Source organism: Armatimonas sp., assembly GCF_964826245.1.
The window spans coordinates 1-12,837 of record NZ_CBAYMC010000010.1; the positions used below are offsets into that span (position 1 = coordinate 1).

A 12,837-nucleotide genomic window follows, 5' to 3' on the forward strand; every position below is an offset into this window, starting at 1 on the left:
CAATATATTGACCGGTAGGAATTTTTAATTGATCATTTTCAAAAAATTCACCTATGTATTTTCCATTGACATACATTTTCCCACAGATAGTATCTCCATCCAATACTGTTCCATTCGTGACGACCACATCACGTCGTATCTTTTCTCGAATCAACTCAATATTAAATTCCTGATTCATTTGCTTCTTTTTCATATCATTATTCACTCCAACCTTTTTATTTAGTCCTCGTCAATACAATTGACAGAATAGTATCGGCGAGGACTATACCTGTATTTTTACAAACGAAACTTCAATCCAATATCCATACCATCAAAAAATTTGACATTTTCTTTGACATTTTCTGAAAAAGCAAACATCTTCATAACCCCTAAACCTAATATTATCTTATTACTCATTTTAAAATCAAATTGCATTTTCCCAAACGCCATTCCATCTCCATAAAAAGGATAGTAAGCGATATTACCCCTTTTTGCCAACAGAGGCACACCTAAACCAATTTTAATTCCTATATTTTTGCTATCTGCAATTTTGTTATTAAGCCCTATAGTATACAACGTAGTATCAGAGCTACCTATACCTATATGTTGATACTGAAACTCAGTTGCATTGCGAGGCATTAAATCAACAACAATAGATTGCACTGACTTACTACTTTTATTAAGATTATTGCTCATCTGAAAATTCCCATATCCCACTCTAAAATGAGAACCTCGAAGAGATTGCTCCATCGCCTGCCCCAGAGCAACCATTCCTGCCACGGCTTGCGTCGTTTCTTCAACAGTAGGTACACGAGTTGCCCCCGCCCGACTACTACTCCCTGAACCTCCTGCACTCCCTCCGGAACTTCCCCCACTTCCGGCAGCGGATCCTGCCGCAGAGCCTGAGCCGCTACTTGTCGAACGACCATTTCCTGCTCCACTTGCGGAACCAGCAGAACTCGACGTTCGGTTTCCCGATGCAGATTGGCGATTTGATTGTTCTTGCTGCTTACGGTCACGCTCCTCTTGAAGCTTTTTATCCTGAGCAGCTTTTTTACTTGCCCTTTTAGCCTCTAATCCATTAGTAGGGAATACCTCTATCCAACCAAATTCTGGATCTTCGATTTCTAGCGACTTAACTTTCCACTGTATAGGAGATTTTATAGGCTCTGCAGCAATATAGTTCCCTTGAGATTCATCAGTTGATAAAGGCTTTATCTTATTACTCGTAACATTGCTTGATCTTAATTCGCCTTTTAGCGTTGTGAAAGTAAATTCTAGGACAATCCGAGCACTGACGCTATATCGATTATAAAACTTCACCAATGCCCAATCAGTAGCAGTAAGTCTCGTCGGCGTTTTCCAGCTTAATTGAATTCCATTTTTATAACCATCATTAACATTATACCAACTAGACCACTGACCTAATTGAGCAAATGAATTCGATATGATACTAAAAAACAATACTAAAAATATAAATGACCTATATAAAAATAAATCTCCCATACACCGCTTCCTTAAACTCCCCATCCAGCCCTTCCTACTTATCATCTCTTTAAAATCCTTTCTTCCAAACAGATTGCCGTTTATTGATCTCAGTTTTCAGACTTCAATCATTACTTTTGATAGAGCCACCAGCACTATGTGCAGGAGTTCTCCGATCAGAGCCGCTGGTATGATCTCTGTCTCCGGAGCGCGTAGGAGGATTGCCAGCAGAGCATTGACCTCGTCATGAGATAGCTGTAGCACAAGCTCTCTGCTGGGATCCTCATTCACGGAAATCTTCGCCTCTCTCTGGCCCAAGATTATAAAGGATGAGAGGAAAATCGGTCGTAAAAATACCGTTAATGAACCGTAAATCTTTGTGCAATAAGCGTAAATTTTGCGGGGAGACCTATAAATTCAGGGAAACCACCTGGAGCGCCGAGGGCTTACCAAGCTGGCGGCGCTGCCCAACAAACAGAGCTGGGTTCAGAGTGGTGGAGTAAAACGTATTGGCAAAATCGGAAGCCTGATCTTCTTTTGGGCTTCCATCCTCCGAGGTGAAGCGCTGCTTCAGTAGAAGCTCCCCGAGCGCACTGATCTGCAGAAGGAGTAAGTCGCCATTGGTTTTCAGGTTGAAGACGACCTCACTTGTGATGTAAGCTCCCACACGGATAGCTCCCTCCGCATCGACTTGAACGCGCGGACTGGCAAGGCTGCGATCCGGCTTCTGCGCCACGAGGGGAAGTTTCCAGCGCAGGTTTCCGAGGTCATCAAGCAGAACAACCCGTGACTCGATCTTTCCATCGGGGTGGGTGAACACTCCCGTCAGGGCAAGACGAACCCCATTGCTAGAGAGGTGCGCACTTTCGAAGTGGAGATCAGGCAGGGCCTCCGTGTCCCACGTCGTCCCGCGCAGCTCCCCGGAGCTGGCGTAACGGGAGACGGCCAGAGCGTTGCCTTCCGGTTTTGCCAGCCGTAGCACTCCGGTGACATAGACTTGGCCCATGCGGCTGACATGAATCGCTCCCGCACGGTCGGCACCATGGGCAGAGCCATCGACTGCATGCCGCCAGCGCAGCTCTCCCTGTGAGCTAAACGCTGCCACCAGCCAGTCCGAGTTTGGACTGCCCATGGTGGCGACATTTCCCGCAAGAAAAGCGTCCCCCTGCAGATCCACACAGAGCGCCGCAAAAGTGGACTCGCTTCCCGGCAGCTCAGCCGTCCGGCTCCAGAGCGAAGTGCCATCTGGGGCATAGTGGAGCAAGATCGCTTGGCGGCTCTGTCCTCTCAGTGCTGTTCCTGCTAAGTAAGCTCCTCCATGGCGGTCACCAAAGACTTGAACACCGCGCTCCTCACTTTTTATGAGTTCTGTCGAGAATCGAGACCAGAGCAAGTTGCCTTGTTGGTCATACTTGAGGAGCATAAGATGCCATCCCTCTGCCTGACCAAAGCCTGGGGGAAAGTAAGACTCCCCTGCCACATAAAATGCCTCACTCCCTTCAGCAGCCACTGAAAACGCACGGTCACAGTCATGGTGTGGCCCAGAGAACCGGTGTCGCTTACGCAGCTTTCCCTCAGCGGAGAAAAACAGCGCAAGGCTATCGACATCCTCATGAACGGTATCAACCTGCCCCACGACGCAGAGTCCCCCATCGCTCCCCGCAACAACGGCAATCCCTTCGGAGCTCGTATCTGTTTGGGTATTTTTCTCACCCGGCCCAGGACGATCTTGGTAGTACCAGCGAGGCGTTGCGCTTGTCGCGCCAGGTTGCTTGACCCGCATGAGCAGTCCCACGACTCCAACCAAGAGGAGCACGGCAGGAACAATCAACCACATGATGGGGCGACGGCTCGGTTTCGGGGGTTGCAAATCGGGAGGCGCGGCAGTTGTGGGAAGACGTGTTGGCGGCGTGGGGAGCGCTTGCAGGTGCACCAGCTGACGCGAAAGCTCTGTGAGAGCCTCCGGCGGTGGGCTGCCCAGTGCCTCTTGCCAGGCGTTTTTTGCTTCCTGGTACTGCCGCCAAACCGCGGCGGTCTGCCCCTGCTCCTGGTGGAGGCGCATCAGCGCCGCATGGGCTTCTAGGTTGAGTGCATCACGCACTAAGAGCTGCTGGAGCCCTGATATCGCCTCAGAGAGGCTGCCCTGCTCGTGACAGTGTCGCACCTGGCTCCAGAGCGCACTCTCCACCGCCAGCTCGACTTCACGACGGTGCCCATTGGCAAGCTCGTCATGCCCCAATAACAGTGGCCCACGGTAGAGAGCCAAGATTGTCTGAGCGGCCTGCTCGTCAGAACTTGCGCCAAGCCGGAGCGCACACTCCTCAAAGCGCTTCAGATCGGTCTCAAGTCGCTCCGCGGCGAGGGCAACCGAGGTCCGTGTTGCCAATAGGAGCCCTCCCTCTTCCGCAATGCCAAAGAGACGCCGGAGCACCGTTAGCTCCTGCCGTAGCCGGGTGCGCTTGCTCGTCAGCTCCTGCATGGGCCAGAGAAGCTCAGCAAGCGCCTCCCTTGTGTGGGCCTTTCCCGGCTCCAGTGCAAGAAAGGAAAACAGTACCTCGGAGTAGCGCCCCGGAAAGACAACACGCTTCCCCGAGGGATCGTATACCTCCACCTCACCTAGGAGTAAGGCTTGCCAAAGCCGTCCTGTATCCATCCACATAAATCCTACCAAAAGTTTACCACCGCACTTCCATTTTTGGCGCGATACAATAACCCCATGCCTGAGTATGTGGTATCGGTCGGGATGGAGTGCCATGCCGAGCTTCTGACCAAGTCTAAGATGTTCTGTGGGTGTGAAAACGCCTTTGGGGGTGAGCCAAACACCCGCTGCTGCCCGATCTGTCTGGGTCTCCCTGGGACGCTGCCGGTGTTTAACAAGCAAGCCGTGGAGCACGTCGTACGCACCGCGCTGGCGCTCAACTGCGAGATCTCGATGCGGACGATCTTTCACCGCAAGAACTATTTCTATCCCGACCTGCCCAAGGGCTACCAGGTCAGCCAGTACGGCAACACGCCTATCGGGATCAACGGTTTTTTAGAGATCGAACGCGAGGATGGCAGCCTTAAGAAGATTCGGATCACACGGGCGCACCTAGAGGAAGACACCGGCAAGTCGCAGCACGTGGACGGCCTAGGTTACTCCGTGATGGACTACAACCGCGCCGGAGTGCCGCTCATGGAGATCGTGACGGACTTTCCGCCCGATGTGGAGAGTGGCGAGGAGGCGCGGCTCTATGCCGAGACCCTGCGCTCGATTCTGCTTTACCTAGGCGTGAGTGATGGCAAGATGGAGCAGGGCTCGCTGCGTGTGGAGCCGAATCCCTCAGTGCGCGAAAAAGGCAGCGAGGTCTACGGGATCAAGACCGAGATCAAGAACCTCAACTCGTTTCGCTTTGTGCAACAGGGCGTGGAGTACGAGGCCAAGCGCCAGATCGCCGCGATTGAGAAAGGTGAGCCGATTATCCAGGCCACTTTCGGCTGGGACTCTGAGAAAAACGAGAGTGTCCTCCAGCGCGTCAAAGAGAGCGAGCAGGAGTACCGCTACTTCCCTGAGCCTGATCTGATCCCGATTGAGTTTCTCGAAGAGTACATCGAGAGCCTCCGCGCCAGCCTCCCCGAGCTACCAATTCCGCGTAAGCGCCGCTTTATGCAAGAGTACGGCCTGCCTGCCACCGATGCCGCCCAGCTCGTGAGCGAGCGTGCCACAGCAGACTACTTCGAGGCCACTGCAAAGCGCGCCGATCCCAAGCTTGTCGCCAACTGGATGCTCGGGGATCTCACACGCCTTGCCAATGCTGCCAGCCAGTCAGTCTACAGCACGCCCATCACCGCAGAGCACCTAGCAGGGCTGGTCAATGCCATTGGCAAGGGCACGATCACCGGCAAGATTGCAAAAGAGCTGATCGAGCCCATGTTTACCGACGGTAAAACCGTCGAGCAGCTCATTCAGGAGCGCGGCATTAAAGTCGCCGATGCAGGGGTCGTTCAAGAGATTGTCGAAAGAGTCATCGCAGCCAACCCCGATATTGTCGCAAAAATCAGAGCGGGCAACGAAAAAAGCAAGGGTTTTCTAGTAGGTCAGGTGATGAAAGAAGCACGTGGCCAAGCTCGCCCTGATGATGTCAACCGATTGCTAGACGAGGCGCTCGCATAGAGCAAAAACGCTCCTAAAATCGTTGAGAATTTTAGGAGCGTTTTTACTGTTTTTGCTGTTTAATAAATGGGGAGGCTAATGTCTCCGAATCTACCGCAGACGGAAGTTAAGGCAGAGCAAGAATGTCCAGGATGGGAACTCTCCCTCTCAAGGATCACCCGGTCTTCTCAACGATGAACCGAGTCCGTAGCGCCTCCTCTTCAGAACCCTCACAGGTGTTCTCAACCTCGCACAGTGGTGACGAGGATGGCTTTAGCTCATCAAGTCCCGCTTATACAGATGAGCTAGAAGAAAAAGAGAGTGCAAGCGCATACGATGCCCGTGAGCAGGAGCAACAGCTTCGACGGTATCTGGGGCATCCCCGCTCCTCCCGACTCCTCACGGCTCTAGAGGAAGTAACTCTAGCACGCCGCGTTGCTCGTGGCGATCAGCAGGCCAAGGACATGCTCATTGAGTCGAACCTACGCCTTGTGATCTCCGTGGCGCGCCGCTACTCCGTTCCCGGTGTGGCCCTTGCCGATCTGATCCAAGAAGGGACGATTGGGCTCATCCGTGCCGTCGAGAAGTTCGACCCAGATCGTGGTTTTCGGTTCTCCACCTACGCCACTTGGTGGATCCGTCGCTCCATCGCCCGTGCTGTTATCAACCAAGGCCGCACCATTCGCATCCCCGTCTATGTCGCGGACATGATCCACAAGGTCTCGCGCACCGCCGGAGCGCTCCGCCAGGAGCTGGCCCGCGAGCCGAGCCTGGAAGAGATTGCCGCAGCGGTCTCCATGCCCCCCGAGCGGGTCGAGGAGATCCTTCGCGCCGCCGCAGAACCACTTTCTTTGGAAGCGCCCATTGGGGATCGAGAGTCGTCACAGCTAGGTGATTTTCTACAGGCCCAGTCCACCCCGACCCCCTCGGATGTGGCGATGAACCTGATCCGCCGCGAAGAGCTAGAGGGCGTTCTGTCCCAGCTCTCCGACCGTGAGCGTGAGGTGCTGAGCCTGCGCTTCGGGCTCGAAGGGGATGCGCCCTGCACACTAGAAGAAGTGGGCCTTCAGCTTCAGGTCACCCGAGAGCGGGTTCGGCAGATCGAGCTTCGGGCTATCAAGAAGCTCCGTCGCCTTGGCCCCCAAGAGAAGTTCTAAAAACTCAGGCCCGTGAGGTCAAGCTGGAGACGGCGCGCAATCGTAGAGTAGTAAAGCGCCACTTCCCGCCCATTGATCGAGCGTATCAGAGAGTACTCAAAGTCGCGGTAGCCAATAGATGTGAACTGCGCCTGTGTCAGGCGCAGACGGGCGTACCAAGGGCCAGTTAGTGCAATCCGTGTCTCCGTAAAGAGCGTGCTCTGAAACGTATCTAGTCCTCGTGAACCATTGAGCGAAAAGCTCCACTTCTCCCCTTTGCTCAGAAACGTAGACGCGCTCAGGCGCTGACGTCCTTGCCGGTTCGACACGGGCACGCCTGTTGTGGGAGTCGTTGGCCCTGTGGCGATAAAAAGAGGAGGCGTCTGAAAGAAATCATAGCTGAGCTGAAACGTCCCCAGTGCTTCAGAGCGCCACCGTACCGGCTGTGCGAGCGCGGTCGTGGTCTGAAGCGAAGACCCGGAGCTCCCCACCCCAGACGTCCCCACGGGTGCACTAACCCAGGTATAGCCCACCACCCCAGACTGCGTGAGTGTCAGTTGCCGATCTAGTTTGATGGGATCTGCGGAGAGACGTGTCCCCAGGTTCTGCGTCTTAATCGTCCGTGAGGTGCTCCCGAAGAAACGCTGCTCCGTAGCCGCGCCCGAGATCGTATAGCGAACACGTGCCTTCGGTCGAATGAGCTTTGGATACGTCTCCATAAGAGACTGCACCCGCCAGTCCCCACTCGGAGCAATAGAGGTTCCACTCGCCGTATCTGTAAAGCCTCGGTAGCGGTTGAGCGCCGCACTGACATTGACCCGAAAATCCGAGAAGTTATGCCCGATCTGCGTGCTCCCAAAGACATCTTTCCCCCCCACCACATCCATAAACAGACTCGCATCCGTCTTTTTATCCAGCTTCTGGTTGTGTTGGAGCCGCATTCCACGATCTTTGCTGGCGAGATTGAGAACCTGAAACTGCCCCTCTAGACTCCCTGTGTTGTAGCTCTGCTCCAGATCCAGGTTCCAACCAAGGCGCTGGGAGTACACCGAAGAGCCAAACGGTGCCCCACGACGCAAAAAGAGCGTCCCCACCCCACGTGGCTGGACATTATAGTAGTAGGGTAGGTTGAGCCACATCCCATTTGCCCCCACCCCCACAAGCTGCTCACGGTAGAGCGACTGCTGCCTCAGGTTCATGATGTGCTGTGGCGCGGAGTAGGTTTTCTGTCCCTCGATATAGAAAACCGCATGGCGGAACTGGAGGGAGCTGTTAAAGTCTAGCGCCACCGCATGAGCCACGACGGTAAACTTTGCCTCCGAGATATCGGCGATCACCCAAGAGTCTCGTGGGAGCACGTTATCCCGCTCACGAACCGTCTCGATCAAGCCTGGCATGCGAATACTCACCTGGGTTCGTTTAAACTCCTGGATGCGCTCCCCATCACCTGTTCCCAGCTCAAAGTCGTAACGAAAGCGGTCGTAGGTGCGGCACACCCCTCCCTGCTCTACGACCACGCCTCCCTCGGCACGCATCGCACGACGGTTGGTATCGACAATAAAACGCTGGGCAGCAACCTTGATCCCTTGGTAGGTAAGTGTTGCATGTTTATTTTTATCTTCGGCGTAGAGATAAGGGCCCGCATTGTTAGGAAGATTCAGCGCATAGCCGATGTAGCTAGACTTCTCGATACGAAGCCAGCGATCCCCTTGGTTCGTTTCTTGGGCATCGTTGCTAAAGGTGATCTGCCGACGTGCGGGGACAGCTCCCCCGGTCTCCAGATTCGCGGTGATTGTTGCCACACCCGGCTGATCCGCCGCTGTCAGCGTCACACGGGCAAAGCCTCCGCGCGTCTCCGCCGTGAGGGTATCGAGTCGTCCTAGTGTTGTGGAAAACTGGATCCGTGTCCCATCCGGTACAGCGGCTCCACGATCATCAAAGACACGGGCCGTGAGAATACTGGTGCTACGCCCATCGGCTCGGAGAAGCGTTTTCTCCGCCTCCAGGTCAATTGCAGTGACAGCAAAACTGGTGCGGGTCAGGGCAAAGCTGACGACGAGAAGGGGGAAAGCTTTCACGTTAGTTTTAGAATAAAAAAACGCCCCGCCGCTTCAATTTGCAGCGGGGCGTTTTAGGAAAATTTAGCGAGTTGAGAAGTACAAGACACCCAAAAGCGCACCAAAGATCGTCATGACATTCTTGTCACCAGAGCGCTTAGCGGTTCTCTTGACGTTCGCCTTCACATTGCTTGCCATCACTGCTGCTTGCGGATAAAGAGAGTTAGCCGCTTGCTGTCCGCCCGTTTCTGCGGCGCGTGCCAGAGCGGACGCTTGCTGACGTCCCTTAGCAACATCTGCGGGGGCGACTCCCTGCTGCATTTTTGCAAATGTACCAAGAGCTTGGCCACTCTCGGTATTGTAGCGCGTCATGCTCAGATTGAACTTTGCGGTGCGGGATGCTGCATCAAAAGAGTAATCATCCACAAAGACAGTCAGGTACTCCGAAGCGCCAACCACCTCAGCGAAACGCTTCGCGATACGGTTATCGTCGCCAGGACCAGAGTCCGCGTTCTTGTCCGAGATAATCTTGTCACTCTCGTTGATCGCGCGCTGGACACTTGGGATTCTTTTGTTATAGACCACCGCCGCAATTCCCAGCTTTGCGAGCTGGTTGCGTAGCGCTTCGGTAACATCGTCTTCCACAAGCTTGGTGCTGTCGTTGCGATCCCCGTTTACCACAGCGGGGAAGAGAAGCACGTTGCTTGGAGTCTGTGCATGGGCCTGGCCCGGCATAAGAGCGAGACCTGCCGTCAGCAGGAGCGCTCCGGAAGCCAATTTTGTGCGCATTGATATCGGGCTCATCATAGTTTGCTCGAAAGTCCTTCCATTTCACTTTCCCCTCGGTAGTGATTACCGAGGGGTATTTTATTTCTTACCGAACCACCGTCACTGGCAATGTTCGCAAATGGACATCGCCACTATCGTTTGTGACACGCACCTCAAGAGTGTATGTCCCCGCAGGAACGGCTGCACCATTCTGGTTGCGGCCATTCCACACAAGTCGGTTTTCTCCGCTGCGGGAAGCACGACCTGCCGCCAATACTCCAATCGTATTACCCGACTGTGATTGTATGGTTGCAGTCACGTTTGCATCTTGGTTGATTCCCAACAAGTAGGCGTAGCTTCCACCCAGTGAGCGCGATCCACCTGGGGCCACTTGCAATTTGGTGATTGCAAGCGGACGGGTCACTTCAGTTTTAGCCTCAATCACAAAGCGGCTAGGCCGATCCTTACTTGCTGTCACCTGTAATGAGTTCAAACCACGCAAGCTTGTCTTTTGGCCTGTCTGCTTGTCCGTGATGCTCAAGTGAATCCGCTTGGGAACCTTACTCAGGCTTGGCCACAGCAAGTTCACTTTCCCATCCTGGCTACTTTCCAGTACGAGCTCCCAGGTCGCTGCGCTACCGGAGTTCTTCAGAACCTGAGCATAGCGGCTGGTGCCCTCGCCCTTCGCGACTGCCAACTGGACGTAGTCTTGGAACGGCGCGGGTGGCTTCGGGAAGTCCTTCCGGCCATCGCTCGTCCCTGTGCTCATTCCAATTCGTGTTGAGGCATCTTGCTTGCCATCAGAGCGTCGTGCAATCAGATCCAGGTTCCAGCTCTCCGCCGTCATGCTCTGCTGAGCACGAGTTGCAGGCTCGGGTACGCCTCCAATGGGACTAGGAATCACCACGGAGTCACGCGTGGTTGGTGTTGCAAACAAAACAGTAGCCCGGTTGTTGAGGTAGATCCAGTACCCTTGCCACGGCTTGATCGGCGCTGTCAGATCCTCGAAGAACCGGTAGCCACCTTCGGTCGGGCTGAAGTAGAAAACCCCTCCCTTGATAACACCGTTTCGAACGGCTTCTCCAAAAGAGATAGAAGCAAGAGACGGATTATTGTCTAAGGGAACGATGCGCAGATAGTTCAGCGGAATATTGTAAACATACGGGTTGGAGATCATGTTCCAACCACGCTCAAGAACAATCTGCAGAGGAACGGACTGTGTGTTGGCCGTCGGAGCCTGAAGCGAGACTGGCTCAACTCCCTTAGCATAGAGAAGCCGCTTCCCATTACTACCTTGAGCAGGACGGTAGAAATAGGCCACTCCGGGTTCAATCTTTGTCTCACGGATGTAGCGACCTGCTCCTGAGTCAGACAGAGGATCGGGAACCCAGCGGTAAAGCAGGACAGGCTCATCAATCGGGCGACTCAGTGAGTTAACAACCGTATCTGGGTCACCATTGTTAGAGAGTGTTGCATTCAGCTGGAACGGGAAGCCTATCATCTGGAACGTCCCAACATTCAGCTCTACCAGAGGTGTTGCAGGAATGGTAATGGTTCGTCCAATAGAGCGAGACAGCGGGTTGGGCTTCGTGACACCAATTGCGACCTGATAGGTTACAGGACCATAGACCTCACCCGTTGGCTCTACCAACCATGAGACCACTCCATCCTGATCACCAACAAGTGTCCCAGGAGCACCTGCGGATGGCCCCTGTGGAACGACTGCTTTCGTGGAGACATCACGATTGCCAGTTGCAGGATCTGTCGCAAAACGCAGTCCAGGAGGCAGAGTCAGGCTCGCCGAGACACCACTTAGAGGCACATCAGCATCAGGTAGTCGCTGCTTTTGGCTGTAGACACTTGCGAAGATTCGGAACCGATTCGTCACGCCGGTCACAATGGTGGATCCCGTTGTCGCATCAACTCCCGTCACCGGGGTTCCGATAAACTTTGATGCAACACTCGCAAGCGTTGCAGAAGTATTCCCTGCAACACCAGGTAGTGTCGCAGCTCCCGGATAGTACGGCAGCGCAGTCGGCGACTCAGTGGACAGAACCAAGTCGTCGCCGATCAGATCCGTGCTACCACCCGCTCCAATATAGGCGACCACAACCTGACGACCACCCGCAGGGATTACATAGCCCTGGGGAGTATTGCCATAATAAGCCGCCGTGGCAAGCCCCGTCTCAAACGTAGGAACGCGAACTCCCTGTGGTAAGGGAAGGTACTGTCCTGCGGGGGCCGCCCCACCTGGAGCCAGCTCACTTGCATTGGCAAGATACAAGGAAAGAGGAAGTGTCGCATCGTTTCCACGGAATGTCTGACGGTTATGGAAACCAGGATCCGTTACAGTGTCCGCACGCTTTGAGAAGATATCAAGGGTATCGGGGATAGGTGCGACAATCGAACCTGGCGTCGAGGGATCGCTTCCCATCACGACCGGACGAGGGCTCACGCCACGCTCAGAGTTCACGAAGTAGAAGTTATCAGAGCCTCGCACGTTCATCGTCCAACGTAAACCTACGGTGTGCGACTGGGTATCCGTATTGACAATCGTCCACTCTACGCGTGCTGTAGATCGCAGCAAACGGATTCGCTGTTCGATGTAGACCGCACCACTTGCTCCAACATTATAGCTGGCAAGTAGCAAAGGACGGTCAGCAGCAGTGCCAGCCGAGCCATCGGTTCTACGGAAGGTCGGGGCAAGCCGGAACTGTCCCGTTTCAAATCCCACATTGACCCGTGTTGTCCCATCCACAAGTGCCTGGAGATAGGCAGGATAGTTCATGTAGCGACGGTTATTTTGATCAGTCGTGGTCGTGAGACCATCACCAAAACCATATGGCCACTGATTCTCCGACAGGCCAAAAGGCGAACCTGGTAGATTCTCAATTCCACCTAGAAGCGGCTGATTATCGTCTTGGCTAATTCGCAGGTTACCCGCTAGCGTTCCAAAGGAAATGCGACCAGTAACATCTGTATTAGGTGTCGTGACCCCCCAGCTGTTACCCGTCAAACCAACCGTGACAGACATATACTCGTTAAAAATATACGCATACCAGGGGGGAGTTGAGGGAGGAGGAAAAGGAACCAAGCCTCCGCTAGGAAATGTAATGGGTACAGGGCTAGCCCCCCCATCTGTATCCGCAAAGGAAACACAGCTGAGTCCCAGCAGTGCAAAAACACTTCCTAACGCAATCGTGAACGCCTTCGGATTTTTCCCCGAAACACGCTTTTCAATTTTCTGTTTCCGAGCAGCGAAAATCGCCATCGAATAACC

At 54.0% G+C, this 12,837-nt stretch carries 8 protein-coding genes; 2 read left to right on the forward strand and 6 right to left on the reverse strand.

Annotation, left to right across the window (positions count from 1 at the left end; genetic code table 11):
• From AC1XOS_RS02120 to AC1XOS_RS02130, 3 genes are all read right to left on the reverse strand, one after another.
• Positions 1-205, reverse strand: a 205-nt coding sequence (locus tag AC1XOS_RS02120) for a hypothetical protein (RefSeq protein WP_481960565.1), incomplete at its 3' end; no start/stop codon positions are given.
• 71 nt (positions 206-276) lie between these two features.
• The gene (locus AC1XOS_RS02125) at positions 277-1,485 is read right to left on the reverse strand and encodes a hypothetical protein (RefSeq protein ID WP_481960566.1); all 1,209 of its coding nucleotides are present in this window, start codon (positions 1,483-1,485) and stop codon (positions 277-279) included.
• 388 nt (positions 1,486-1,873) lie between these two features.
• Positions 1,874-4,123 (reverse strand): AfsR/SARP family transcriptional regulator, encoded by a 2,250-nt coding sequence (locus tag AC1XOS_RS02130; protein ID WP_481960567.1) that lies wholly within the window; start codon positions 4,121-4,123, stop codon positions 1,874-1,876.
• Positions 4,124-4,180: 57 nt separating this feature from the next.
• On the opposite strand from AC1XOS_RS02130, the gene gatB reads away from it, so the two are divergent.
• Both gatB and AC1XOS_RS02140 read left to right on the forward strand, forming a co-directional pair.
• Positions 4,181-5,617, forward strand: coding sequence for an Asp-tRNA(Asn)/Glu-tRNA(Gln) amidotransferase subunit GatB (gene gatB, locus AC1XOS_RS02135; RefSeq protein ID WP_481960568.1), 1,437 nt, complete (start codon positions 4,181-4,183; stop codon positions 5,615-5,617).
• A gap of 131 nt (positions 5,618-5,748) precedes the next feature.
• The gene (locus AC1XOS_RS02140; protein ID WP_481960569.1) at positions 5,749-6,753 is read left to right on the forward strand and encodes a sigma-70 family RNA polymerase sigma factor; all 1,005 of its coding nucleotides are present in this window, start codon (positions 5,749-5,751) and stop codon (positions 6,751-6,753) included.
• Here AC1XOS_RS02140 and AC1XOS_RS02145 read toward each other — a convergent pair.
• The 3 genes from AC1XOS_RS02145 to AC1XOS_RS02155 all read right to left on the reverse strand — a co-directional run bounded on the left by AC1XOS_RS02145 (position 6,750) and on the right by AC1XOS_RS02155 (position 12,591).
• The gene (locus tag AC1XOS_RS02145) at positions 6,750-8,810 is read right to left on the reverse strand and encodes an Ig-like domain-containing protein (protein WP_481960570.1); all 2,061 of its coding nucleotides are present in this window, start codon (positions 8,808-8,810) and stop codon (positions 6,750-6,752) included. The genes AC1XOS_RS02140 and AC1XOS_RS02145 overlap by 4 nt on opposite strands.
• Before the next feature lie 63 nt (positions 8,811-8,873).
• The gene (locus AC1XOS_RS02150) at positions 8,874-9,578 is read right to left on the reverse strand and encodes a hypothetical protein (RefSeq protein ID WP_481960571.1); all 705 of its coding nucleotides are present in this window, start codon (positions 9,576-9,578) and stop codon (positions 8,874-8,876) included.
• Positions 9,579-9,663: 85 nt separating this feature from the next.
• Positions 9,664-12,591 carry a FlgD immunoglobulin-like domain containing protein gene (locus AC1XOS_RS02155; protein WP_481960572.1) on the reverse strand — a complete coding sequence of 976 codons (2,928 nt, stop codon included), beginning with the start codon at positions 12,589-12,591 and terminating at the stop codon, positions 9,664-9,666.
• Positions 12,592-12,837: the final 246 nt, after the last annotated feature.